Origin of the sequence: Candidatus Poriferisocius sp., from assembly GCF_965202595.1 — a bacterium.
Classification (GTDB): domain Bacteria; phylum Actinomycetota; class Acidimicrobiia; order Acidimicrobiales; family Bin134; genus Poriferisocius.
In genome coordinates this window covers 1,112,822-1,137,389 of sequence record NZ_OZ241836.1, presented here as the reverse complement: position 1 = coordinate 1,137,389, position 24,568 = coordinate 1,112,822, and the positions used below count along the sequence as shown (strand labels likewise).

The window sequence follows — 24,568 nt, the reverse complement described above, 5'->3', positions numbered from 1 at the left end:
ACCTAAACCGGACAGGTGCCGATAACGCTTCTGGCGCTAGACCCCTACGGGACGGGTGCCGATAACGCCCTGGCTCTCCAGATCGGCCAGTTCGGAGGGGGATATGCCCAGCTCCTTGGTCAGAATCTCACAATTGTGCTGGCCCAGGGTGGGAGCGGGGCTTCGGATCCAGCCACCGGGTACCGAATCGAACCTGAACGGCAGGCCGGCGGCGGGTACCTCGCCGCAAACCGGGTGGTGGACGGGTTCGATGAACGAGCGAGCCCGGAGCTGGGGGTGATCACCGATCTCGGCCGGGAGCATCACAACGCCGGCTGGAACCCCGACAGCAGTCAGTGCTCTTACCGCGTCGGTGTCAACCTTTCCGGCCAGCCACTCGGCCAACCCGGTATCGATCTCATCGGCCGCGGCCCGCCGCTTGCTCACCGTGTTGTACCTCGCCCAGTCCGAGCGCTCGCACAGGTGGCAGAGAGCCTCCCACTGAGCATCATCGGCCACCGCCACCGCCACCCAGCGCTCGGTACCGGCCGCGGGGTAGACCCCCTGGGGGGCGGCCCGCGGCCCCCGGTTGCCCTGCCGGGGAAGCTGACGACCGAGGGCCGAGTACTCCACCAACTGCTCGGCCGCGGCATTGAGGGCGGCGGATACCATGGTTACCTCCACCAGCCGGCCCCGACCGGTGCGATCCCGCTCCTCCAGCGCGGCCAGAACGGCAAAAACCGCGTGCATCCCGGCCAGCGGGTCGCACGGCCCCCGGGGTATCTGGGGATCCTCATCGGGATAGCCGGTGATGTTGGCCATGCCGGTGAGCTGCTCCATGGTCTGGGCGAACCCGGTGTTGTTGCGCCAGGCCCCGCTGAGCCCGAAGGCCGGCATCCGGGCCATTATCACCCTCGGGTTGATGGACGACAGGCGGTCCCAGTCGAGACCGAACTCCTCCATCACCCGGGGGGTGAAGTTCTCGATCACAACATCGGCATCGGAGATCAGCCGCTCGGCCATTGCCACCCCCCGGGGGGAGCGCATATCCAGGGTGATGCCCCGCTTGTTGGTGTTGGCCCCGTGGAAGACCATGCCCCACTCCCACCACTGGTCCTCGGTGGGGGGGCGGGCCGAGGCGAACCGCATCCCGTCGGGTCGCGACACGGATTCGATCTTGACCACATCGGCACCGAGGAGGGCCAGGGAGTGACTGGCGATGGGCCCGGCCCACCAGGCCGTGAAGTCGATTACCCGGACACCGTGCAGGGGTAGGGACGCGAGCTCATCCCTGCCGGGAACTTCAATCCCATCCGAACCCGGCCGGACACCGTGCAGGGGTAGGGACGCGAGCTCATCCCTGCCGGGTTGGGGAGCGCGAGCCTCGATCTGCCCGGTGTGCTCACCAGGAGCGGGGACCGGGGCGAAGGGTCGGGGAGTGGTGCCGTGCAGTTCGTAGGGCACGGTCGGCTGGGTGAAACCTCCCGAGGGATTGGCGGTGAACGCCTCCCGGCCCAAAAACGCCTCCAGGGTGGGCACCGTGGCCCCGTTGCCTATGGGGGCTACCGGGATGCGCCGGGCCGATGCCTCGGCGATGACCTCGGCGGTGGTTCGCCGGGTGGTCCAGGCGTGCATGGCGGCCCGGAACTCCTCCCGCCGCTTCCAGCGCCCCGCATGGCTGCACATCTCCTCATCCTCCTGCCAGTCGGGGCGTTCGATCATGACCAGGAAATCCAGAAACTGCTGGCGAGCTACCGTACAGAAGCCCACGTGACCATCAGCGGTGGGCTCGATGGAGGGTAGCTCCACGTTGCGGCCGGGCCGTTCGGGGTCGGGGTCACCGGTGAACGCACTGTTTATCCAGGCGTAGGTGCACATGGTCATGACCATCGTCTCGAACATGGACACATCCACGTGGTCGCCCCGGCCACTGCGACCGGCAGCTCGAGCCGCCGCCAGCGCACCCACTCCGGCGTAGATGCCGGTGGTCCACTCGCCGATGGCGCCCCCGGACTGTACCGGGGGCCGCTCCGGGTTGCCCCGCTTACCCAGACCGCCGCACTCGGCCTGGAGGGTGAACTCGGTGGCCGGCCGTCCGGCGCAGGGACCGGTGCGCCCCCACGGCGAGAGCGACACCACCACCAGAGCGGGATTGGCACGGCGAGCGGTACCGGTGATGGATGGGGGCAAACCCCGGTCGGTGGAGTCGATGACGATGTCGGCGGTACTCAGCAACCCGATGATGCCGGGGTCACCCCAGTCGGCGATCACCGACCGCTTGGAAGTGTTCAGGAACTGGAACAGGGGACCGTCCCGATTCCCCAGGTCGGCACCCGAGGCCGACCACCGGCGCAGGGGTTCGCCACCGGGGGGCTCTATCTTGATCACGTCGGCTCCGGCGTCGGCCAGCAGCTTGCCGGCGTAGCAGGCCGCGATGCCCCCGCCCACCTCAATGACGCGCCAGTGCTGGAGGATCACGGGCTCGAGAGGTCGCCCCGGTACATTGTCCGGTATCGGGTGCTGCCATCCACGAATGCCGCCTCCTCGCCCCGGCCCATTGCCCAGCAACGCCTCAACATTGCCCGGCAGACTACCCAAAACCGGGCTCTTCCTGGCCACACCAGTGCCGGATCGCCGGTGGGCTATCTTGCTCAACCAGCCGCTGAGCAAGTATTTATTGATCAAGTAGCCATTGATCAAATATCCATTGGCCAAGTAGCCATTGGCCAAATATCCATGAGGCTTCAACCCAATTCAAAAAGGAGTGTACGTGGCCACGATCCCGTTGCACGAGGAAATCGAACCCCTCAAGGACTTGGTGCCGTTTGGGGAAATCAACGCCGCGATCCTGCCGGAGTTGCGGGAAAGACCGAGGCTTGCGCTCGCCGAGCTCAGCGATGCGGTGGAGCGCACGGAACATGTGATCGATGAAGCCACCGGCGTGATGGTGAGAGTCCACCGGCCCAAGGGGCTGGAGGGCCCGGCACCATGCGTGTACTCGATTCACGGCGGGGGCTACGTTCTGGGCAGCTTCGACATGGATGATGCCAAGTTCGACCGGTGGTGTCCGCGGTACGGCATCATCGGGGTTTCGGTGGAGTACCGCCTGGCTCCCGAGACCCCGTACCCGGGGCCGCTGGAGGACTGCTACACCGGTTTGAGATGGACGTATGACAACGCAACCGGGATCGGCATAGACCGGGACAAGATCGGCATCACCGGTGTCAGCGCCGGGGGAGGTTTGAGCGCGGCCCTGGCGCTGCTCGCTCGGGACCGGGGTGAAGTGCCGGTGCAGTTCCAGTTGCTGGACTGCCCGATGCTCGATGATCGTCAGCAGACCCCGTCCAGCCGGCTCGAGGATCTTCTGGTGTGGAGTAAGGCATCCAACACATTCGGGTGGCAGAGCTATCTCGGCGCTATGTACGGCACCGACGACATCCCGCCCACCGCGGCCGCGGCTCGAGCCACCGACCTGTCAGGGCTGCCCGAGGCCTACGTCTGCGTCGGGGGTGCGGACGGCTTCCGCGACGAGGACATCACCTACGCCATGCGCCTCTACGGTGCCGGCGTCCCCACCGAGTTGCACGTCTACCCCGGTGCCCCCCATGGAGTTGCCCTGTTCGCCGGCACCGAGGTGGCCCGGCGCTACACCGCCGACCAGGAGGACTGGCTCCATCGCCAACTGGCACGCATCTCCTAACCACCCTTCCCGCTGAACCCACCAGCTAGGTACAACTCTTACCGAGTTTGCATCGGGCAGACTGATCGGGTGCTGGTAGTGGACACCCGGAGACCTCGGGATTACCCAACCCGATGACCTCATGTCGGGCAGACTGATCGGGTGCTGGTAGTGGACACCCATACTCATGTGATTTCTGGCGATCATCAGCGGTACCCGCTCCGGGTGGGCGACTATCCGGGGGTGGAGTGGGTGCATGAAGCACCGATCACGGTGGAAGAGTTGCGGGTCGAGATGGGCGGCGCGGGGGTGGATCGGGCGATTCTGGTCCAGGCTCAGGGGGCCTACGGCACCGACAACTCCTACATCGTTGCCGCCCGGTCGGCCCACCCCGGCATTCTCGGCGCGGTGGCCATCGTGGACGATCCCGCCGAACTCGACCCTCTGGCCGCCGCTGGAGTGGGTGGGGTACGTCTCTTCGCCATCGGTGGGGAGGGGCTGCTGCACCACGAGGCCACGTGGGACGCGGCTCGGCGGCTGGGCCTGCGGGTGAGCGCGGCCACGGTTCCCGATCATCTGCCCGCGCTGGGCAAGGCCCTGGCGGCCAATCCTGATGTGGCCCTCGCTCTGGATCACTGCGGTTTCGCCCCCGAGACCATGGGCGACTACGCCCACCTGCCCAACCTGTACCTGAAAGTCACCCCTCATGTGCTGGATTCGGGCGATCCGGCATCAGTGCTGCAACGGCTGGCCGAGCAGTTCGGCCTCGACCGGATCATGTGGGGGTCCGACTACTCCCAGACCCACGACCGTCCCTACCGTGAACTGGTGGACCAGGCTCGGGCGGCCTGCTCGAACATGTCAACCCCTGAGCAAGCCCAATTCTTGGGCGGCACCGCCCTGGATTTGTGGCCCGAATTGCACTGAACCGGGGGAGGTGAGAGGTATTTGCGGACGGGCAATAACCATAGGTGGGAAACATTCGTGTGAACCCGCTGGTAGCCTGCTCCCGTGGCTCAAAAGCATCGCATCACCATCACCTATTGCGTCCCTTGAGACTATTCGGAGCACGCCGTGAGCGCTGCCAAGGACTTGCTGGGTAACTACCAGCACATCATCGAGAACCTGGCCCTGGTGACGGGGACATCGGGAATCTTCGATGTGGAAGTCGATGGGGAGATGCTTTTCTCCAAGGACGGCTGCTGCCGGCACGCCGAACCCGGTGAGATTCTGGAGCTATTCACCAGCCGGTATGCCACCGGGGTGAACCGCTACGGCACATAGCCCCAAGCTCGTAACCCCTGGGGCTGAGAGAGCCCGAACACCCCAGGGGCTGAAAAAGCCGGGTGCCTCAGTTCAGGCGCTCGACGATCATGGCCATGCCCTGGCCGCCACCGACGCACATGCTCTCAATCCCCAAGGTCTTGCCGGCATCCTCCAGGCCGTTGAGCAGGGTGCACATGATACGAGCCCCGGTCATTCCGAAGGGGTGACCCAGGGCGATGGCACCACCGTTCACGTTCAGCTTGCCATAGTCGATACCCAGCTCATCGGCCGAGGGGATCACCTGGGCGGCGAAAGCCTCGTTTATCTCCACCAGATCGATGTCATCAATGGTCATGCCAGCTCGTTCCAGCACTTGAGTTATGGCGGGAATGGGGCCGAGACCCATTATCTCGGGGTTCACCGCCGCCACCGCCGAGGCCACGATCCGGGCCAGCGGTTTGATGCCCAGTTCAGCCGCTCTGGTGTCGCTCATCACCACCACTGCGGCGGCACCGTCGTTCAGGGGGCAGGCGTTGCCCGCGGTCACAGTGCCGTCGGGACGGAAAACCGGCTTGAGCTGGGACACCTTCTCGATGACCGTACCGGTCCGGATGCCGTCATCGGCGCTAACCAGCGAGCCGTCGGCCCGCGGGTACGGGGTGATCTCTCGCTCGAAGAACCCCCGCGCCTGGGCGGCCTCGGCCCGGTTCTGGGACATCACACCGAACTCGTCCTGGCGCCGGCGGCTCACGCCCTTGTACTGGGCCACGTTCTCCGCGGTCTGGCCCATGGCGATGTAAATGTCGGGTAGCCCCTCGGGTGGTGACCACACCGGGGTTCCCTCCTCGCTGCGCTCCAAGGATCGGGCTTCCGCTTCGGCAAAGAGGGCGTTCTTGCCGCCCCGGTCGGCGGCTCCGGCCCCGAAACGACTCACACACTCCACCCCGCCGGAAACGAACACGTCACCCTCGCCGGCGCGCACCGCGTGGGCCGCCATACGAATGGTCTGCAACGAGGAGGAGCAGTAGCGGTTGACGGTCACTCCCGGCACATCCACGCCGGCCAGGAGCCCCGACAGGCGAGCAATGTTGTAACCGGCTTCTCCGGCGGGCTGGGCACAGCCCCACATGATGTCCTCGACATCGGACCCCTCGATCTGGGGGACCTTGCCGAGCACGTCACCGATGATGAACGCCGACATGTCGTCGGGGCGGACATCGACCAGCGACCCCTTCATGGCTCGCCCGATGGGCGTGCGAGAAGTGGCAACAATGACTGCTTCGGGCATGGTGGCTCCTTGTTTATGGATTGGCGTTTATGGATTGGCTGAAACTGGTCCCCCGGGGGACGGATCCCCTCCAGGGTAGATTGCCTAGCTCAGATCGACGCGCTCGGTGTCGCTCCCGCTGCGGAGATGCCGGCCGGGGCGGGCATCGGTGAACTGCCCGTCCCGGACGATCTCAACCCCGTTGCAGAACACGTGGTCAATGCCGTCGGCCTCCCCATAGAGGCGGGGGGCACCGGTGGGCAGGTCGGCCACGGTGGTGAGGGGCCGGGCGCCCACACAGCTCTCATCCAGCACCACCACGTCGCCGTGCCAGCCCTCCTGGAGACGACCCCGCTCCCGCAACCCGTAGAGGCGGGCCTGCACATCGGTCATCAGGTGCACGGCCTCCTCGATCGAGATGAGGCCCCGCTCCCGCATGCACTGGCCCAGCATGGAAGTGGTGTAGTTGGCGGTCATGAACAGATCCAGGTGGGCACCGGCATCGGAGGCGCCGATAACCGCCCGGCCGTCCCGCCAGACCTCGATGCGGGCCTTCCAATCCTCATCGGAGGAAACCGGCGGTGGGGTGCCGAAGGAGGTCTTCAACTCATCGGCCACCACAATGTCGCACAGGACATCGAACGGCTTCTTGCCCTCGGCCTCGGCGATCTGGCCCACCGTTTGCCCCCGGTACTGCTGGTTCTCGGGGGCAAAGGTGTCGAAGATGACCTTGGTGGACCAGTCGGCCAAACCCTGAAGGGGGCCGGGCCGGGCCGCCAGCTCGGCCAGCCGGTCACGCTCGGCCTGGTCGGCCAAAAGCGCCATCTTCTCGGCGGGGGGAGCGAGCATGGCGCTCTCCCACTCGGGCAGGGCATCGAGCACGAAACCACCGGCCATGCTGAGGCGCACCGAGAAGGCCATCGGCACGGTAAGGGCGACCACCTTGCCACCGTGGGTCCGGGCGTGATCACTGGCCTCCAGCTTGGCGTAGCACTCGTCCAGGTTGCCGGCGGCCACCGTCATCACGTTCCAGTTGAGTTGGGTCCGGGCCGCCACCGACATTTCGGTCATCAGCGAAACGGCATCGTCGTCGAACGGGCCGACACAGGGGATCAGCTCCAGCGAGGTGCCCTCGAACTCCGAGCACACCCGGGCCAGCTCCACCAGCTCGTGACGGCTGGCATAGCGGCTGGGCACCATGTTGCCGAAGGGATCGTTGTGGGTTCGGGCCCAAGAGGAGGAGAACCCCACCGCACCGGCCTCCAACCCGGCCCTGAGCAGATCCTGCATCCGGGCCAACTCCTCGGGGGTGGCCTCCCGCTTGACGCAGTCCGGGCCCATGACCACCCGGCGCAGCGCGGAGTGGCCCACCTTGAAGGCGGTGTTGATGGAGAGGGTGCCGTCGAAAGCGTCGAAGTACTCCGCGGTGGTGCGCCAGTTCCACGGCACTCCGGCCCGGAGCGACTCCAGGGGCATGCCCTCCACCCGGGCCAGCATGTGCATCAGGTATTCGCCGTCGGCAGGGTCGTCGGTGAGTGGGGCTATGGTGAACCCGCAGTTGCCCCCGATCACGCTGGTGACCCCGTGCAGGGGGGATGGGCTGAGCGTGGAGTCCCAGAACACCTGGGCATCGAGGTGGGTGTGGACATCCACGAATCCGGGGCACACCACCTTTGCGGTGGCATCCACCACCCCGGCCGCTCGGGCCTCGCTCAGATCGCCGATGGAAGCAATGCGGCCGTCCCGCAGACCGACATCGGCCCGGTAGCGAGAACCGCCGGTTCCATCGACCACCTCCCCGCCCTTGATGATGGTATCGAACATGGTTCTTCCCCCTTGCTGGTATCCCCCCAACAATCTAGGCCACGCGCTGACCCTTTGGCCCCATTACCAATTGTCCCTATTGCCGGTAAGCTGGGTGGCCATGGCAGACATCCCTCGCATCATCTCCGTGGACGACCACGACATCCCTCGCATCATCTCCGTGGATGACCATGTGGTGGAACCACCCGACCTGTGGACCGAGCGCCTTCCCCGCAAGTACCACGACCGTTGCCCCCGAGTGGAGCGGGACAAGGCCAAGTTCCACTTCGAGGGTGGTGTGTTCAGCTACGAGAAGGGAGCCCCCGACGGAACGTGGGGCGACTGGTGGCTCTACGACGATCTGGTGTACCCGTTCCCCAAACTCTCGGCCGCCATCGGGTTCGAACCCCTCACCAACACGCCGGTGACCTTCGACGAGATCCTGCCCGGGTGCTGGAAGCAGAAGGAACGCCTGGCGGACATGGACGCCAACCATGTGGATGCATCCATCTGCTTCCCCAACGTGCTACCCCGGTTCTGCGGGCAGACATTCCACGAGCGTGAGGACAAGGAGCTGGCCCTCCTGTGCGTCAAGGCCTACAACGATTGGATGATCGACGAGTGGTGTGCCGGTGACGGCAGGGGTCGGCTGATCCCCCTGACCATCATCCCGCTGTGGGATGCCCACCTGGCTGCCGAGGAGATCCGCCGGTGCGCCGCCAAGGGCAGCTTCTCGGTGGCTTTCTCGGAAAACCCATTCCACTTGGGACTGCCCTCCATCCACCATCCGAGCCGGTTCTGGGAGCCGTTCTTCGCCGCCTGCGAGGAAACCGGGACGGTGGTGAACATGCATATCGGGTCATCATCCAAGATGCCCACCACTTCGCCGGACGCGCCGTTCGCAGTCAGCTCCACCATCACCTTCAGCAACGCCATGGGATCGATGTGCGACTACATCCTGTCGGGAGTGTTCGAGCGTTACCCCCGCCTGCGGGTGGCTTACAGCGAGGGCCAGGTGGGATGGATGCCCTACGTGATCGAGCGCATGGACAAGTTGTGGGAGGAGCGGATCAATGACGACAACGGCGAATTCGGGGTGAACCTGCCCAACCCACCATCCTCCTACATCGCCGGCCACGTGTGGGGCTGCATGTTCGACGATGCGGTGGGGCTGCGCAACCGGGACCTGATCGGCATGGATCAAATCACCTTCGAGGTGGACTACCCCCACGCCGACTCCACTTTCCCCCACACCAAGGAGGTGGCAACCAGGATCGTCACCGAGGCCGGGCTCAATGACGAGGAGATCTACAAGCTGCTCCGGGGCAACGCCATCCATCTGTACGAGCTGGACAGGTTCGGCATCGCCGCGTAGCCATAAGACTTCCCGGCCCGAAGGTCCAGTGTTGGCATTTGCACTTCTGGGATTTCTGGTATCGCCGCGTAACCCGAAGAGTCCCCGGGCCGAAGGGTTCTCGGTGAATCGGCGGTTCGCAGGAAAGGGGTGACACCCATGGAATCAGCCGAGCCGGCACCGGTTGACATCGGTGAGGAGTACCGCCTGCTCATCGGGGGTGAGTGGGTGACCCCGGATGCGGGCACCTACCCGATCGTGGACCCCAACACCACCGGAGTGATCGGTCACGCTCCCGAAGCGTCTGCCTCGCAGGTGGCCGACGCGGCCGCGGCGGCCCGAGCAGCCCTGCCGGGTTGGCGGGCGATGCCGATGGCCGACCGGTGCGCCCTGCTGGGCCGGGCCGCCGACCTGCTGGATGAACGGATCGGGAGCCTGGCCGGTCTGGTGCAGGGGGAGACCGGTGCCACCGTAAACGTGACCGAGAGCATGCAGTTGCCGTCGTGCGGTGAGCGGTTCCGCCAGTACCAAACCCCGGTGAACCTGGACGAGACCCTGGCCCCCTACCCGGTGGAGGCCAACCCGCTGGGACCGGGCGGATTGGCCGGGGCCCACGTGATCCGCCAGCCGGTAGGAGTGGTGGCCTGCATAACCTCGTACAACTTCCCGCTGGTCAACGTGGCCGGCAAGGTCGCCCCCGCTCTGGCCATGGGCAACACCGTGGTCATCAAGCCCGCGCCCCAGGATCCTCTGGCCATGATCAAAGCGGTGGGAATTATCGAGGAGGCCGGCTTCCCGCCAGGGGTGATAAACATCGTGACCGGGCCGGGAGCCGGCACCGGGGCCGCTCTGGTGGAGTCCCGTGACGTGGACATGGTGAGCTTCACCGGTTCGTCCGCGGTAGGGGTCAAGATCATGGAGGCCGGGGCGGCCACCATGAAGCGGCTGCTCATGGAACTGGGGGGCAAGGGGGCCTGCGTTCTCACCGAGGATTGCGACGTGGATGCCGCGATCGGGGCCATCGCTACCGTGTGGGGATTCCACAGCGGCCAGATCTGCACCGCGCCCACCCGGGTGATCGTCCACCGCTCGCGCCACGACGAGCTGGTTGACAAGCTGACCGCGGTGGCCGGGATGCTGAAGGTGGGTGATGCCCGGGATCGGGGGACGGTGGTGGGCCCGGTCATCACCGAAGCTCACCGCGACCGGGTGGAGGGGTACATCGCCGGCGGTCGAGCCGAAGGAGCCACGGTGCTGGCCGGTGGTGAGCGCCCCGACCGGCCCGGTTGCTTCGTGGCCCCCACGCTGCTGGTGGACTGCACCCCCGGCATGCGAGTGGTGCGGGAGGAAATATTCGGGCCGGTGGTGGTCGTGCTGGCCCACGACGGTGACGACCACGCCGTGGAGCTGGCCAACAGCAGCGACTACGGCTTGTTCAGTTACGTGTTTGCCGGCGACACTGCCCGGGCCTTCGAGATCGGCCGGCGCATCGAATCGGGCAACGTGGGGCTCAACTCGCTGGCCCCCCACACCCACGCCCCCTTCGGCGGCTTCAAGATGAGCGGCATCGGTCGCGACCGCGGTGTCTACGGCCTTCACGCTTACAGCGAGATGCAAGCGCTTAGCTGGCTGTCAAGGTAGAATACATAGCCATGTTACAAGCAAGCGCTTAGCTGGCTGTCAAGGTAGAATACATAGCCATGTTACAAGTAGGAACGATGGCGCCGGAGTTCACCGCGCCGGACCAGGACGGTCAGGATCTGTCGCTTTCGGATCTGCGGGGCAAGTGGGTGGCGTTATGGTGGTACCCGAAGGCATCCACCCCCGGTTGAACCATCCAGGGACAGGGGTTCCGTGACCGAGCCCCGGAGTTCGATGCCGCCAACGTCGTGGTAGTGGGAGCCTCGTTCGACACCGTGGACGAGCAGAAGGCATTCGCCGGCCGGGAGGGCTTCCCGTTCAAGCTGATCTCCGACTCCGACCGAACGGTGGGGCGGGCCTATCACGCCGAGCGGGTCGAGGGCGAGGAGTATTACGAGTACGGCCTGCCCCGGCGCATCAGCTACCTCATCGCCCCCGACGGCAAAGTGGCCAGGGCTTACGACCTGGCTAGCCAAGACCTGGCCCAGCACGCCGCCGACATACTGAACGATGTCGCAAAACTCGGCTAGCGCCTGACCCAACCAAAGGCAGCCTCACCCAGCTAGCGGCTACCCCGGCCAAGGGCAGCCTTCACAGATCGAGCACCCCTTCTCGCACAACCGTGCACAATAATTCGACGTGGCGGTGGGCCAGCTCGTCGGGCATGCCTGCGATGGTGGCCCAGCAGTAGGCCTCCACCATCGGAATGCCCCCGGACAAGCGGCGTAGGTGCTCGATGGCACCGTCGGGGGTCAGAACCTCCAGCGGGGAGATAACCCCCATGGTGCTGCGTCGCTCCCGCAACTTCTCCACCGTGAGCGGGCTGGGGGTCCCGCCGGTTCCCGAGGCCCCCGCCGCCCGGTAGGTGTTGAGCTGCCAAGCCAGGTGGGGAAGGATGCGCTCGTAAGCCTCATCGGGGTCATCGGCCACCACCATGTTGACCACTCCGGCCATGCGGGCAGCGGTCGAGTGGTGGCCGGCATCGCCCAGACCCTCCAAGTAGGGTTCGAGCGATGCCGGGTTGATGGACAGCAAACCGCAGCCCAGCCTTCCGGCCCGGCGGGCCCCCTGGGGACCGTTGTAACCCAGCCAGATGGGAAGCGGGCGTTGCACCGGGGGCGGGGTGACTGCACCATCCTCAAGTAGCTCCCTCACCTCTCGTACCCGCTGGTCGGTAGTGGTGTAGCGCTTGGACAGGTCGGCCCCGTAGGCGGCGAACTCGTCGTGCACGTATCCTGCGCCCAACCCCAGATCCAGCCGGCCGGAGCTGATCTGATCCACCACGACGGCTTCTTCGGCAATCCGGAGGGCCGAGCGCAGCGGGGCCAGCAGCACCGCGGTGCCGATCCGGATGCGCTGGGTCCGGGCCGCCACCGCCGCGGCAAAGGTGAGCGGTTGGGGCAGGTAGCCGTCCTCAAAGAAGTGATGCTCGCTGAGCCACACCGAATCGGCACCCCACTCCTCGGCCTGGACGACCAGCTCCAGCGATTGCCGGTAGAACTCCGGCCAGGGCCTTCGCCACTCCGGCGGATTCCGCAGATCCAGGTAAATGCCGATACGCATGATCCGACCCTAACGCCCCTGGTAACCCCGACTACTTCTTCCGGTAAACCACCCGCCCCTTTTCGTCCGCAGCCACAATTTTAACGCCCCTGGTAACCCCGACTACTTCTTCCGGGCCCCGGCAACCGATCCTGGTATCTCCTCAAGGCCCGGGGAATGGTGACCACACCGGCACCGGCAATGGCCACCGCGGCCATGGTCGGTCCCCACATCCAGAGCGGGGGAGGGTGCAGCGCGAAATACTCCCTCATCCACGGCCACCCCATCACCACCATGTATGCCCCGGCCATGGCCACGGCCAACCCGATCTTCCACGGTTGCAGCGGGCGGCTGATCACCACCAGGATCACCAGCCCCACCCCAAGCAGGGTGAACGTTGCCACGGTGCGGGCTTCACCCAGGGTGACCTCATCGTGGCGGCGGGCGATCTCATAGACGGTGAAGGACGCGAATGCGGCCAGGCCGCCGGCCGGCAGGGAAAACCGCAACACCCGGACCAAGAAGCCGGGGCGGATCAGCTCGGTGCTGGGGGCCAGGGCCAAGAACAGGCCGGGCACGCCGATGGAGAACGTGCCCACCAGGGTGAGGTGGCGGGGCAGGAACGGGTACTCCACCGTGAACATCCCCACCAGCACCGTGAGCAGCACGGCATAGGAAGCCTTGGTCACGAACAGGTTGGCCACCCGCTCCACGTTGTTGATCACCTTGCGTCCCTGGGCCAACACCTCGGGCAGGGTGGCGAACGAATTGTCGAGCAACACCAGTTGGGCCACCGCCCGGGTGGAAGCCGATCCGCTGCCCATGGAGATACCCATGTCGGCGTTCTTCAGAGCCAGCACATCGTTGACCCCGTCACCGGTCATGGCCACGGTGTGACCCTTCGACTGGAGTGCCCTGACCATGGCTTGCTTCTGGCGGGGGGTGACCCGACCGAAAACCGTGTTGCCGGCCAGCACGCCGGCCATCTCGTCGATGTCCTCGGGCAGATCCCGGGCATCGAAGCAGGCGTGGGAGTCGGGAATGCCGGCTCTTCGGGCCACGGCGGCCACCGTGGCGGTGTGGTCACCGGAGATCACCTTGAGATTCACCCCCTGCTCGCGGAAGAAATCCAGAATCTCGGGAGCGTCGGGACGGATGGTGTCCTCCAGCAGGATCAAAGCCAGAGGTGTCCGGTTCTCGGGCAGGGCATCGCCGGTGAGTGGCTCGGAATCGTGAGCCAGCAGAAGTGTGCGCCGTCCCGTTTCGGCGTGTCCAACCACCCGGTCCATAACCTCGGGATGGTCACCGGCGATAACGTCGGGAGCACCGAAGTAGAAGGCACCGTTGTGACGGAACTCAACGGCCGACCACTTGCGGAAACTGGAAAAAGGCGTGGTTCCCACCGGTGCCCAGCCACCGCCATCGGGGGTGGGGTAAGCATCGCGAACCGCCAGCATGGTGGCGTTGGGAGCCTCATCGGCATGGGCCATGGCTCCGAGTGCGGTGGCGACCACGGCCGGATCCACGCCGGGCAGGGTTTCCACCCCGCTGAGGCTGATGTGGCCGGTGGTGATGGTGCCGGTCTTGTCGAGGCACAGCATGTCGATGCGGGCCAGCAACTCCACGGTGGCCAGCTCCTTGGCCAGCGCCCGCCGGCGGGCCAGAGCCACCACTCCGGCGACGAACGAGAGGCTGGTGAGCAGCACCAGACCGTCGGGCACCATGGCCACGGCGGCAGCCACCGTACCCTGAAGGGCGTTCTGCCAACGGTCCTCGGTGTCGAGCAGTACCAGGATCAGCAGTGCCGAGGCCGGGGGGATGATGACTATGAGCCAGCACAGCACGGTGTCGATGCCCCGGCGCAGCTCGCTGTTGACCAGTGAGAAACGCTTGGCCTCCTCCGACAGCGAGCTGGCATAGGACTCGGCCCCTATGCGGGTGGCCCGGTACCGCCCGTGGCCGGCGGCCACAAAGCTGCCCGACAGCAGCTCATCACCAACATCCTTGCCGATGGGATCGGCCTCACCGGTGAGCAATGACTCGTCGGCCTCCAAGCCCGTGGAAGCAAGAACGACCCCGTCCACCACCACCTGGTCCCCGGGGGTCAACTCCAGGACCTCCTCGGCCACCACCTCGCTAACCCCAACCTCGTGGATGTCCCCGTCGCGTACCACCCGAGCCTTGGGGGCGCTGAGCACCGCGAGGCGGTCCAGCTCTCGTTTCGCCCGAATCTCCTGGGCCACTCCGATGATGGCGTTGGATATCACCACCCCTACGAACAGCCCGTCACGGGGGAAACCAGCCACCAGAATGGCCGCGAACAGCACCAGCATTATGCCGTTCACGGGGGAGAACACGTTGGCCCGCAAGATCTGAGGCAGCGTGCGCACCGGGGCGTCCGGCACCTTGTTGGTGCGCCCACCAGCAACCCGCTCCGCCACCTGGGCGCTGGTGAGTCCCAGAACAGGGTCCGGTCCTGCTTGCGGATCGAAGGCAGTAGCAGAGGCCATCAGGATGGGAAACTACCCGATAGCCAGGTGCTTACTGCCATATACGCACTACCGGATACCCAGGTGCTTACTGCCATATACGCACTACCGGATACCCAGGTGCTCATTGCCATATACGCACTACCGGATAGCCAGGTGCTCATTGCCATATACGCAGCGAACCTTCCCGGGTTCCGGCTGCGAGGGATAAGGTACCGTCGGGACGGGTGAGAGCGGCGATGTTGGTGGCCAGCGTCCCCCCCAGAGGGCGAACCCACATCTCCGCCGCCCCATCGGGGGCGTGACGCACCCCGGCCATGGATTGCCGGTCCAGGGTGGGAACGACCACTTCCGGATGGCCGTCCCGATCGGCGTCTACAACCAGGGCTTGCTCGAGGTTGCGGGTTCCGAATTCGTGGGATCGATAGCCAACTTTCTGGGCGACCACATCCAGGCCGGGTCCGTTCCGCTTGAGGAACCTTACCGAGCCATCGGTGCTGGGATGGAGGATCTCGGCGATCTCGGTCCCCCCGTCGGGTCCCAGCGGTCCCACCGCGATGAGCTGCCGCCAGCCCAGCAGGCGGTCGGTGGGATCGCTGGTTGCCACCACGCCTCCGCCGGTGCTCGAAACAACCACGATCCTGATTCCGGCATCGTTGCTGACGGTGAGCACCACATCATCGATCCCGTCCCCGTCCACATCGGCCAGCAGGGGGGCGATGGTCTCGATGACATCATCCCCGGATCGGTAGATGGTTTCGAGCTCGTTCACCCCAACCGTGACCGCCACCACCGAAGTGGCCTCCAGGTTGTCACCCAGGGCGGAATGGGGATAGCGGTTGGTGGGTCCGGCCAGTAACAGCACTTTCTCCGGGCTGACCTGAACCATCCGGGTGTCGGGCAGCACTTCCAGATCGGGGCGCCACAGCGTGCCGTCGGCCTCCAGGACGGTGAACCGCTGGAGGTTGTCCACATAGGCGGTGCGGTCCTGGTTGAGATACACCGGGACACCGCTGGACAGTGCGTTGGCCGGGGTGGTGGCCAAGCGCACCGAGTTTCCCTGGATGGCCAGCATCGGCGGTTGGCCGGGGTTCAGCCGGTCGCCGACAATGTCGATCTCCACCGGCTGCCCACCAACCGGTACGCGGTAGCCCACTGTCGTTCCGTCAGCCAGGGCTACCACCCAGACATCCCCTGCCGGGGTACTGGCCCCGGTTATCCAGGTGGGGACATCATCCAGGCTCAAGTCCTTGGTAGTGACCTGGTTAATGAACCCGGTACCCAACCCGGAGCCTTCTGTTATCCGGTTGCCGTCCAGCCGGTAAACCGGGTCGGCATGGACAACCGAACCGGGATCAGGGTACGGCGTGACCGCGAATCCGGGCTCGGAGACTACCGGAGGTGTGACCGCGGCAGGGGAGCCGGGGGAGCCGGGGGAACCAGACCCGCAGGCACCGATGATCGCCATAACCACGGCGGCCGTGAACAGAACCACCCCCCGGCGGGAGGCCACTGCTTGGAGGGGAACGCAACTCGCGATACGCCACCGCTTTGCCCGTAATTTCGCGGCCCGGCGGGGGGCCACTGCTTGGAGGGGAACGCAATCGCTCATGTCCGCTCGAACCGCCAACCACCCTCCGCCAGGGTGAGCCGGTGACGGGAGCCGGGAACACCGGGATCATGGGTGTCGTATCCGGCATCGCCGTGCCACAACGACACCGGAACCTTTCCGTCCAGTGCGATGTGGGTAACGTAGTGAGGGATGTTTTCGGCCCGGCGGTGAGCAGCAGCCAGGGCATCGGCGACAGTGGGGTGCTCGGCCAATTCCATGATGGTGATGTAGGTGGGAGGAACGATCTCGATCTCCCCGGCGGCATGGCGGTCCAGGGCCTCGGCCGGATGCCACCAGGCGTGCTCCTTTATCTCGCCCCCGTCCACGGTCACCGCACCAGCGGGTGCGGGGGCAAGAAAAAACCAGGTGGCGAATCGCTTGGGAATCGTGGTGGGGGGCACCCAATGGGAATAGGGCACAAGCTGGTCGGCGGCGACAGCCAGATCGGCCTCCTCGGCAGCCTCCCGCACCGCGGCCGCCTGGCTGGCCCGCAAAATGTCGTCGGGTTGGTCGGCAGGGTAATCACCGTCGTCCACCCGGCCGCCGGGGAACACCCACATTCCACCGACGAAGCTGAGCCGGGAACTGCGCCTCATCATCAGGGTCTCCAAGCCGCCAGGAGCGTCTCTCAAAAGCACCACGGTGGCCGCGGGTACCAGAGCCGGAGCCTCTTCGTCTCGACCGGCCCAGCCAGTTAACCGGTGACCCTGTTCAGCCATCCCCACCACCCTACGGCCTTTTGACCTAGCCTCCCTGTCATGGTCCCCGCCGGCAGGGCCCTACCCAAGGGGTTGCTTGGATAGGGGGTAGTTTTGGGTAGAGTGCCTCCATGGCTGTTGTGGAACACGCACCTCGACTTCCTTTTTTCGACTCCTTGGACTTCGACTCCTTCCACACCGTTGAGTTGCCTCGACGCCTGGTTGCGGGCAACGGGCCTCTGGCCGCCGGCATCGGAGCCGGGGCCCTGGCCAAGAGCTTCGCGTGGCGGCTGATCGACGGGCGTTCGGTGACCTACATAGTCGGCGAGGATGATGTGGAGATCCGACCCGGCGACGACGCCGATGTAGTGGTGGAGGTGAGCGAGCAGGATTGGTGCAACTACGTGGCCGAGCTGTGGACCTGGGTCGGCCTGCTATATGCCGAGGCCGCAGTAATGGTTCGGGGCGACTTCGGACTGTTCGAGGACTTCGAGCCGGTGCTGCTGGCCATGTACCACGGCCGCCCCCTGTATGAGGGATGGACCCCCACAGTGGACCTGGACCGCAGCTTTGCTCCCGACGATGATCCCGAGGAGATGCGCCGGTTCCTAACCGAAGCTGGATTCCTCCACATCCGGGGGGTCTTCAGCGCCGGGGAGGTGGAGGATCTGCGGGAGGAGGTGGAGCGTCTGAGGAGTCTGGCCACCCCCGATGATCACCGTTCCTGGTGGGCGGTGAACGCCGACGGTGAGGAGGTGTGCTGCCGGGTCACCCATATGGATGACCGCAGTGAACTGATGTTCGGGTTGACCGACGATCGTCGGCTGGATGCCATCGCCGCGCTGGCCGGGGATGATCTCGCCGCCTATCCCGAAAGGGGTGATGGCGTATCGGTGGTCATCAAGCTGCCCCGGATCGTGGAGGGGCTGGCGGACCTGCCCTGGCACCGGGACTGCGGCACCGGGGGACACTCCATAACCTGCCCCACGGCCAACGTGGGTATCCAGCTCGATGAATGCAACGAGGACAACGGCAGACTTCATTTCCTGGCCGGTTCCTACAATTCCACCAACCGGTCCCGCCAGGTTCGCGACAACTGGCCCACGGTGGCCATCAACGCCTCACCCGGCGATGTCACCGTCCATTTCGGCCACACCATGCACGCCGCCCCTCCTCCCACCGCTGCCCCCAAATCGGGGGGACGCCGGACGGTCTACATCAGTTACCACAAGGCCCTCTGGGCCGAGTTCATTCCCCCCGGCCAGGGTTACAACGACATCCTCTTCCGCGACGGCGGCCGCATCCGCAGCCCTGAGGAAATGCAGGCTCTGGACGGCTGATCGCCCAACCAGCCGGACAGCAAAACCGCCGGACAGCAAAACCGCCGGACAGCGAAACCGCCGGACAGCGAAACCACCAGACAGCAGCACCGCCGGGCAATCCGGTCAGCGGATCAGCAGTTGATCCAGGATTCGATCCACCAGGGGCTCGAGTTTTCTGGCAATGGTGCCGTCGCTCTCGGTGAGATAATCATGGGGTACCGCCACCCGGGGAACATCGGGCATGCCCAGGGATCGGGCCACGGTGCCAGCAGCCACGGTGAACGGCTCGGTGACCAAAGTTACGGTGGGGATGCCCAACTTCTCCAGGTTCACGGCATCGAGCACACTGCCCGACGTGCATGAGCCTCATTTGGCCAGACCGTTGACCACCCCCGCGCAGGCCCGGAACGAGGCCAGCATCTCATCACCCGCCGGTCGACTGAGCAGCGGCTTGTGCCGGCGGATCACCGCGGTCACGTCCAGACGATGCCGGAACTTTTGCTCCAGCACCTCGGTATAACGGGTGAAGTCGGGCCCTGACGAGGGATTGAACTCGTTGACCAGGAACCCGATGATCAGCGGTCCCCGGGTATGGCCCCGCCGGGCGGCCAACCCGGCCCCGCCGATCATCACCACTCCTCGAGGATCCACCAACTCCCCGATCACTTGCATCCCCCGATCTTGCCGAACACTTTCAATTCACGCCAGAACGCCTGCACTTCTCTGGCCCCGATCACTTGCCCCCCCCCCCCCGACCTTGTTGATCACCCAACCAACTGCTTTCAATCCTGCCCGGTGCCCTCGTCGAGCGCCCGGCTGACGGCATGGCCTCCCAGGTTTCCCCAGCCGGCGCACACCGCCATCCAGGGTATGGACTCGGCCCCGGTGACCACCACGTGGATGTCCTCGGGTCGCTCGGTCACCGGAACCAGCGTGTCGGGGTCGCCGGCATCCACCCAGGCCGGCCACCAGTTGTAGGGAGGGAGTCCCGGGGCCAGCAGATCCCCGATTCGCCGCCGGGCCCTCTGCCACAGATCCAGTTGCACCGCCTCCCGGTCATAACCTTGCTCAAACAGGTGACGGGCCTCGTTGGGGGTGAAGATCACCAGGATCTCGCCCATGGTGTGGGTGTTGTTGCCCCCCTTGAGGGCCATGGCATCGGCCAACTGGGCCAGGCGATTGCTCGGGGTGTCGTCCGTTCCCCACAGGGCCACGCTGGTGGGGGATTCGCAAGCGAACACCGTTACCCCGCTGCCGGCTTTTATCCCCCGGGCCTGGTGCAAGGGAGGCCACGGGCCGGCCGGTGACTCGGCTACACAGAAGGCATAACGGCCGGGATGCCCCAAAACCTCCTTGACCGGCTCGCCGGGAGTGGCTCCCCCCACGTTCCACAAGATGAGCTTGACCGCCCGGCCGATAGCCGCACCGGCGTGAGCTCCACCACCGCTGAACACCGACTCGGCATGCGCCATTTGCAACTGCTCGACCACCGGTCCCGACACGATGATCAACGGCCAGCACGGGTGGGTAGTGGTGACCACCCCTCGCAGGTTGAAACGATCCTCCAGCATGGCCTCGACGGCGGACAGCACCACCTCGAAATGCTCGGGCCGGCATCCGGCCATGGCCGCGTTGGCGGCCAATACTTCTACAGTGGCCGCCCCGCCCCTCGGGGGGATGGCTCCCAGCAACAGGCCGGGATCCCGGCCCGAGGCCATCACCAGGGCATCCACCGCGGCTCGGGTGGGGGGATACACCGGCAACCCGTCTGTCAGCCCCTCGGTATGAGCCAGCTCCACCCATTCCTCGATGGTTTGAACAGCAGGCATGGCGATCACCGGCTCATCCTCACCCATTCATACCCATAACATTCATAACCATACGAACCTGCCCATCCTCCCATCCACGATGGCTCGCCCCCGGTGGCCAGTGCATAATCTTTGGAGGATGAGCATGGCCGACATGATGCCAATTGATGATGTGAAGGTCACCCGGACATGATGCCAATCGGTGATGTGAAGGTCACCCGGACATGATGCCAATCGGTGACGTGAAGGTCACCCTGATACGGGAGACCCTGCAAAGCGTCCCCGCCACCGGCATGTACACGAACCCCGACATGGCAGTGTTCGAGGCCAACGCCGACTGGTTGAAACCCCACTTCATGGAGGAGTCCGGCAACCTGCCGCTGTCCATTCACGCCCTGGTACTGGAGTCCGAGGGCCAAACCGTGATGGTGGACACCTGCATCGGCAACCGGCCCATCGAGATGGTTCCCCAGATGAGCCACCTCGGCACCGGATTCCTCGACGAGTTGGCCGCCGCCGGGTATGAACCCCCCGATATCGATGTGGTGCTCTGCACCCACCTGCACTTTGATCATGTGGGCTGGAATACCATCCTCGTGGATGCCAAGTGGGTGCCGGCCTTCCCCAACGCCCGCTACCTGTTCAACCGCACCGAGTACGACTACTGGGACTCCGGGGCGGAGGGGGCAGCGGTAACCTTTGGCGACGCTGTGCAGCCGGTAATGGAGGCCGGCTTGGCCGACCTCGTGGACAGTCACCACCAGGTCACCGGCGAGATCCGCCTCATGCCCACGCCGGGCCATACCCCTGGCCATGTCAGCGTCCAAATCTCATCCCGGGGCCAGGAGGCGGTAATCACCGGTGACCTGGTCCACCATCCGGTGCAGTTCGCCGCCCCGGATTGGATCATGACCGCCGACGACGATCCGTCACGAGCCTCCGCCACCCGGGTGGAGTTCCGGGAACGCTACGCCGACTCCGGCGTGCTCATCCTCGGCACCCACTTCGCCGGCCCCGGTTGCGGCCACCTGTCCCGCACCGGCAACCGTTGGGTGTTCCAAGCCCCCGCACCGGGATCCTCCCCCGGAACCGTGACCAGCCATGGCTGATGGAATCGAGCGGTTCCGGGCGGCGGCGGGGGAACTCGGGGTTCCGGTAGCACTGGTGCAGTACCCGGCGAGCACCCGGACGGCGGCCGATGCGGCTGCCGCCGTGGGATGCGATTTGGGCCAGATCGTGAAGTCACTGGTGTTCGCCTCTCCGTCCCGGTTGGTTCTGGCCCTCACCTCGGGAACCAACCAGGTGGACACCGACCGCCTGGGAGCGCTGGTCGGGGGTCGGATAAGCCTGGCCGACCCCGAAACCGTTCGGTCGGCCACCGGCTTTGCCATCGGGGGCACCCCTCCGTTCGGGCATGTAAACCCGCTGCCCACCTGGATCGACGAGGATCTGCTGGCCTACGACACCGTGTGGGCCGCGGCGGGAACCCCCAACTCTTGCTTTCCCATTGCCCCGACCCTGCTGGCCACCACAGCTAGGGCGGTGACCGCGGGTTTCGCCCGGCGGTAGGAAAGAACCGGATAGCGCAGGCGAGCACCGGTATCGCGATTCGTATCCGGTCCGCGATCCAACAAGTTCGGTAATCCGATGAGGTCCGCGATCCAACAAGTTCGGTAATCCGATGAGGTCCGCGATCCAACAAGTTCGGGCTAGCCGCCCATGAGAGGCCCCTCGGCCATCGACTCGATGGTGGAAACGGCCATGATGTTGCGGTCGCTGTCGAGCGACTCGAACAGCACGCCGGTGGGGGAGTGCAGGGCGAACAGTACGATGGCCCCGTCGGGCCCGCCCCGCTCCATGTGAACCTCCCCACCGGGGCTCTGGCCATAGGTACCAGCGGGCTTGACCTTGTGGACGATCCCGCCGCCGGGCTCGACATCGAAAACGTGATGCTCACCCTGGAGCACCAGGGTGCGGGTGGCGGCCACATGGCGGTGGAAGTGGCAGTGGGAATTGGGGGCGAACCGCACCAGCAGGTCGAGTGAACCATGATCTGGCTGCGAGCCGAGGACAGCCACATCGTATTCGATGGGATAGTCGAACTCCGGACCTCCCTCCATGTGGGTCCAGTCAACTCCTCGTAGATCAAATCGGGCCTCGAAGGACATGAACCCTATCGTAGTGAGCCATGACCCGCGACCTCTCCTCCACCGCCACTCAAATGGGTTTCAATCCCAGCGCCCTCAGGGACAAGTACCGCCAGGAACGGGACAAGCGCCTGCGGGCCGACGGCAACGACCAGTACGTAGCTACGGACGGGAAGTTCTCCCGCTATCTGGATGATCCCGCGGATGCCGGCATCACCAGGGCCCCGCTCACCGATGAGGTGGATGTAGCCATAATCGGCACCGGTTTCAGCGGTTTGCTGGCGGGAGCGCGACTGCGCCAGCACGGGGTGGAGAGCATCCGGATGATCGAGACCGGAGCCGAGTTCGGCGGCACCTGGTACTGGAACCAGTACCCCGGAGTGCAATGCGATATCGAGTCGTACATCTACTTGCCCCTGCTGGAGGAACTGGACTACATGCCCAAGGAGAAGTACTCCTACGGTCCCGAAATCCTGGAGCACTGCAAATCACTCGGCCGCCACTTCGACCTGTACCGGGATGCCTGCTTCGGCACCCGCGTACACGAGATGCACTGGGATGAGGCCGGCAACCGGTGGGTGCTGCACACCAACCACCGGGACCGGATGCGGGCCCGGTTCGTGGTGATGGCCATCGGTCCGCTGAGCCGGCCCAAGCTGCCGGGCATCAGCGGCCTCGGGACTTTCGAGGGCCATTCGTTCCACACCAGCCGGTGGGACTACAGCTATACCGGGGGCAACACCAACGGGAACCTGACCAAGCTGTCCGGCAAGGTGGTCGGGGTGATCGGCACCGGAGCCACCGCGGTGCAGTGCATCCCCCATCTGGGTGAGGCCGCCCGGCACCTTTACGTATTCCAGAGAACCCCGTCGTCCATCGACGTGAGGGGCAACCGTCCCACCGACCCGGAGTGGTCCACCACCCTGGAACCCGGCTGGCAACAACACCGTATCGAGAACTTCGGCCACATCGTGGCCGGCAGCATGCAGGAGGAGGATCTGGTCAGCGACGGCTGGACCGACATCCTGCGCAACCTCACCGCGCTGGGGGAGAGTGCGCGCCTCGGCACCCCCGAAGAGGTGGCCGAAGCCATGGAGCTGGCCGATTTCCAGAAGATGGAACAGATCCGGTCACGAGTTGACGAGCTGGTGAAAGATCCCACCACCGCCGAAGCGCTCAAGCCCTACTACCGTCAATTCTGCAAGCGCCCCTGCTTCCATGACGACTACCTACCCACTTTCAACCGTCCCAACGTCACGCTGGTGGACACCGATGGCCGGGGGGTTGAGCGCATCACCCCCCTTGGGGTGGTGGCAGGCGGCCGGGAGTACGAGCTGGATTGCTTGATATTCGCCACCGGGTTCGAGGTGGGCACCGACTACTCCCACCGGGCCGGCTGCGACATCCACGGCCGGGGCGGAGTTACGCTGACCGAGCGGTGGAGCGACGGCATGTCCACCTTCCACGGTGTAATCAGCCGGGGATACCCCAACCTGCTTCACATGGGCGGCATCCAGTCGGGGGTTTCCCCCAACTTCACCGAGCTTTACAACGAGCAGAGTCAACACGTGGCCTACATCATCAACCAGGTGCTGTCGTCCGGTGCCGAAACCGTTGAGCCCACCGAGCAGGCCGAGGCCGACTGGGTACGGCTCATCCTCGAATCGGCCTACCGCCGGGCCGGTTTCCTGGAGTCATGCACCCCTGGCTACTACAACAACGAAGGCAAGCCCGACGAAGGCCCCGGCTGGTTCGGTGGCACCTACGGCGGCGGTGCCCAGGAGTTCTTCAAGCTACTGAGAACCTGGCGCGACGAGGGTGCTCTCGAGGGCCTGGTGCTGAGCTGATATGAGGGTGCTCTCGAGGGCCTGGTGTTGAACTGATATGAGGGTGCTCTCGAGGGCCTGGTGTTGAACTGATATGAGGGTGCTCTCGAGGGCCTGGTGTTGAACTGATATGAG

At 65.4% G+C, this 24,568-nt stretch carries 19 protein-coding genes and 2 pseudogenes; 10 read left to right on the top strand and 11 right to left on the bottom strand.

Annotated features, from left to right (window positions below; genetic code table 11):
* Window positions 1-36: 36 nt before the first annotated feature.
* Window positions 37-2,598: a CoA transferase gene (locus ACOGXC_RS05510; RefSeq protein WP_419919702.1), complete on the bottom strand. Its 2,562-nt coding sequence runs from the start codon at window positions 2,596-2,598 to the stop codon at window positions 37-39.
* A gap of 151 nt (window positions 2,599-2,749) precedes the next feature.
* On the opposite strand from ACOGXC_RS05510, the gene ACOGXC_RS05505 reads away from it, so the two are divergent.
* The 3 genes and pseudogenes from ACOGXC_RS05505 to ACOGXC_RS05495 all read left to right on the top strand — a co-directional run.
* Window positions 2,750-3,679, top strand: coding sequence for an alpha/beta hydrolase (locus tag ACOGXC_RS05505; RefSeq protein WP_419919701.1), 930 nt, complete (start codon window positions 2,750-2,752; stop codon window positions 3,677-3,679).
* Window positions 3,680-3,820: 141 nt separating this feature from the next.
* On the top strand, window positions 3,821-4,585 hold the full coding sequence (locus ACOGXC_RS05500) for an amidohydrolase family protein (RefSeq protein WP_419919700.1): 765 nt from the start codon (window positions 3,821-3,823) through the stop codon (window positions 4,583-4,585).
* Window positions 4,586-4,729: 144 nt separating this feature from the next.
* Window positions 4,730-4,942, top strand: a pseudogene (locus ACOGXC_RS05495) (Rdx family protein); the annotation flags it as partial.
* Between the two features lie 67 nt (window positions 4,943-5,009).
* Here the strand turns inward: ACOGXC_RS05495 and ACOGXC_RS05490 are convergent.
* Window positions 5,010-6,212, bottom strand: coding sequence for an acetyl-CoA C-acetyltransferase (locus ACOGXC_RS05490; protein ID WP_419919699.1), 1,203 nt, complete (start codon window positions 6,210-6,212; stop codon window positions 5,010-5,012).
* A gap of 84 nt (window positions 6,213-6,296) precedes the next feature.
* Window positions 6,297-8,015: an N-acyl-D-amino-acid deacylase family protein gene (locus tag ACOGXC_RS05485; RefSeq protein ID WP_419919698.1), complete on the bottom strand. Its 1,719-nt coding sequence runs from the start codon at window positions 8,013-8,015 to the stop codon at window positions 6,297-6,299.
* Between the two features lie 100 nt (window positions 8,016-8,115).
* Here ACOGXC_RS05485 and ACOGXC_RS05480 point away from each other — a divergent pair, with 100 nt between their 5' ends.
* From ACOGXC_RS05480 to ACOGXC_RS05470, 3 genes are all read left to right on the top strand, one after another.
* A complete protein-coding gene (locus ACOGXC_RS05480; protein ID WP_419919697.1) occupies window positions 8,116-9,369 on the top strand; it encodes an amidohydrolase family protein in 1,254 nt (417 codons plus the stop codon).
* A gap of 138 nt (window positions 9,370-9,507) precedes the next feature.
* Window positions 9,508-10,989, top strand: a complete 1,482-nt coding sequence (locus ACOGXC_RS05475; protein ID WP_419919696.1) for an aldehyde dehydrogenase family protein — start codon at window positions 9,508-9,510, stop codon at window positions 10,987-10,989.
* A gap of 59 nt (window positions 10,990-11,048) precedes the next feature.
* Window positions 11,049-11,519 (top strand): peroxiredoxin, encoded by a 471-nt coding sequence (locus ACOGXC_RS05470; protein ID WP_419919695.1) that lies wholly within the window; start codon window positions 11,049-11,051, stop codon window positions 11,517-11,519.
* A gap of 61 nt (window positions 11,520-11,580) precedes the next feature.
* On the opposite strand, the gene ACOGXC_RS05465 is transcribed toward ACOGXC_RS05470, so the two are convergent.
* The 4 genes from ACOGXC_RS05465 to ACOGXC_RS05450 all read right to left on the bottom strand — a co-directional run bounded on the left by ACOGXC_RS05465 (window position 11,581) and on the right by ACOGXC_RS05450 (window position 17,351).
* The gene (locus tag ACOGXC_RS05465; RefSeq protein WP_419919694.1) at window positions 11,581-12,552 is read right to left on the bottom strand and encodes an LLM class flavin-dependent oxidoreductase; all 972 of its coding nucleotides are present in this window, start codon (window positions 12,550-12,552) and stop codon (window positions 11,581-11,583) included.
* A gap of 80 nt (window positions 12,553-12,632) precedes the next feature.
* Entirely contained in the window at window positions 12,633-15,041 is a 2,409-nt protein-coding gene (locus tag ACOGXC_RS05460; RefSeq protein ID WP_419919693.1) for an HAD-IC family P-type ATPase, read from the bottom strand.
* A gap of 139 nt (window positions 15,042-15,180) precedes the next feature.
* Window positions 15,181-16,632 (bottom strand): hypothetical protein, encoded by a 1,452-nt coding sequence (locus ACOGXC_RS05455; protein ID WP_419919692.1) that lies wholly within the window; start codon window positions 16,630-16,632, stop codon window positions 15,181-15,183.
* Window positions 16,629-17,351: an NUDIX hydrolase gene (locus tag ACOGXC_RS05450; protein ID WP_419919691.1), complete on the bottom strand. Its 723-nt coding sequence runs from the start codon at window positions 17,349-17,351 to the stop codon at window positions 16,629-16,631. The genes ACOGXC_RS05455 and ACOGXC_RS05450 overlap by 4 nt, the downstream gene beginning before the upstream one ends.
* Window positions 17,352-17,461: 110 nt before the next feature.
* Between ACOGXC_RS05450 and ACOGXC_RS05445 the strand changes: the two genes are divergently transcribed.
* Entirely contained in the window at window positions 17,462-18,670 is a 1,209-nt protein-coding gene (locus tag ACOGXC_RS05445) for a phytanoyl-CoA dioxygenase family protein (RefSeq protein ID WP_419919690.1), read from the top strand.
* Window positions 18,671-18,775: 105 nt separating this feature from the next.
* On the opposite strand, the pseudogene ACOGXC_RS05440 reads toward ACOGXC_RS05445, so the two are convergent.
* From ACOGXC_RS05440 to ACOGXC_RS05430, 3 genes and pseudogenes are all read right to left on the bottom strand, one after another.
* A pseudogene (locus tag ACOGXC_RS05440) lies at window positions 18,776-19,006 on the bottom strand (UGSC family (seleno)protein); the annotation flags it as partial.
* A 12-nt stretch (window positions 19,007-19,018) separates the two neighbouring features.
* Window positions 19,019-19,324, bottom strand: coding sequence for a hypothetical protein (locus ACOGXC_RS05435; RefSeq protein WP_419919689.1), 306 nt, complete (start codon window positions 19,322-19,324; stop codon window positions 19,019-19,021).
* Window positions 19,325-19,434: 110 nt separating this feature from the next.
* Window positions 19,435-20,508: a hypothetical protein gene (locus tag ACOGXC_RS05430; protein WP_419919688.1), complete on the bottom strand. Its 1,074-nt coding sequence runs from the start codon at window positions 20,506-20,508 to the stop codon at window positions 19,435-19,437.
* A 176-nt stretch (window positions 20,509-20,684) separates the two neighbouring features.
* On the opposite strand from ACOGXC_RS05430, the gene ACOGXC_RS05425 reads away from it, so the two are divergent.
* Window positions 20,685-21,569 carry an MBL fold metallo-hydrolase gene (locus tag ACOGXC_RS05425; protein ID WP_419919687.1) on the top strand — a complete coding sequence of 295 codons (885 nt, stop codon included), beginning with the start codon at window positions 20,685-20,687 and terminating at the stop codon, window positions 21,567-21,569.
* Entirely contained in the window at window positions 21,562-22,029 is a 468-nt protein-coding gene (locus ACOGXC_RS05420) for a YbaK/EbsC family protein (protein ID WP_419919686.1), read from the top strand. Before ACOGXC_RS05425 ends, ACOGXC_RS05420 begins: the two co-directional genes overlap by 8 nt.
* Window positions 22,030-22,169: 140 nt before the next feature.
* Here ACOGXC_RS05420 and ACOGXC_RS05415 read toward each other — a convergent pair whose 3' ends face one another.
* Window positions 22,170-22,628, bottom strand: coding sequence for a cupin domain-containing protein (locus ACOGXC_RS05415; RefSeq protein WP_419919685.1), 459 nt, complete (start codon window positions 22,626-22,628; stop codon window positions 22,170-22,172).
* 20 nt (window positions 22,629-22,648) lie between these two features.
* Between ACOGXC_RS05415 and ACOGXC_RS05410 the strand changes: the two genes are divergently transcribed.
* On the top strand, window positions 22,649-24,454 hold the full coding sequence (locus tag ACOGXC_RS05410; RefSeq protein WP_419919684.1) for a flavin-containing monooxygenase: 1,806 nt from the start codon (window positions 22,649-22,651) through the stop codon (window positions 24,452-24,454).
* Window positions 24,455-24,568: the final 114 nt, after the last annotated feature.

Bases quoted from the DNA above. Each gene is read 5' to 3' on its own strand.
- ACOGXC_RS05455 (WP_419919692.1), bottom strand. From the start codon at position 16,632: ATGAGCGATTGCGTTCCCCTCCAAGCAGTGGCCCCCCGCCGGGCCGCG.
- ACOGXC_RS05410 (WP_419919684.1), top strand. From the start codon at position 22,649: ATGACCCGCGACCTCTCCTCCACCGCCACTCAAATGGGTTTCAATCCC.
- ACOGXC_RS05490 (WP_419919699.1), bottom strand. From the start codon at position 6,212: ATGCCCGAAGCAGTCATTGTTGCCACTTCTCGCACGCCCATCGGGCGA.
- ACOGXC_RS05480 (WP_419919697.1), top strand. From the start codon at position 8,116: ATGGCAGACATCCCTCGCATCATCTCCGTGGACGACCACGACATCCCT.
- ACOGXC_RS05485 (WP_419919698.1), bottom strand. From the start codon at position 8,015: ATGTTCGATACCATCATCAAGGGCGGGGAGGTGGTCGATGGAACCGGC.
- ACOGXC_RS05475 (WP_419919696.1), top strand. From the start codon at position 9,508: ATGGAATCAGCCGAGCCGGCACCGGTTGACATCGGTGAGGAGTACCGC.
- ACOGXC_RS05430 (WP_419919688.1), bottom strand. From the start codon at position 20,508: ATGGGTGAGGATGAGCCGGTGATCGCCATGCCTGCTGTTCAAACCATC.
- ACOGXC_RS05425 (WP_419919687.1), top strand. From the start codon at position 20,685: ATGATGCCAATCGGTGACGTGAAGGTCACCCTGATACGGGAGACCCTG.
- ACOGXC_RS05415 (WP_419919685.1), bottom strand. From the start codon at position 22,628: ATGTCCTTCGAGGCCCGATTTGATCTACGAGGAGTTGACTGGACCCAC.
- ACOGXC_RS05460 (WP_419919693.1), bottom strand. From the start codon at position 15,041: ATGGCCTCTGCTACTGCCTTCGATCCGCAAGCAGGACCGGACCCTGTT.
- ACOGXC_RS05420 (WP_419919686.1), top strand. From the start codon at position 21,562: ATGGCTGATGGAATCGAGCGGTTCCGGGCGGCGGCGGGGGAACTCGGG.
- ACOGXC_RS05445 (WP_419919690.1), top strand. From the start codon at position 17,462: ATGGCTGTTGTGGAACACGCACCTCGACTTCCTTTTTTCGACTCCTTG.
- ACOGXC_RS05435 (WP_419919689.1), bottom strand. From the start codon at position 19,324: ATGCAAGTGATCGGGGAGTTGGTGGATCCTCGAGGAGTGGTGATGATC.
- ACOGXC_RS05465 (WP_419919694.1), bottom strand. From the start codon at position 12,552: ATGCGTATCGGCATTTACCTGGATCTGCGGAATCCGCCGGAGTGGCGA.
- ACOGXC_RS05450 (WP_419919691.1), bottom strand. From the start codon at position 17,351: ATGGCTGAACAGGGTCACCGGTTAACTGGCTGGGCCGGTCGAGACGAA.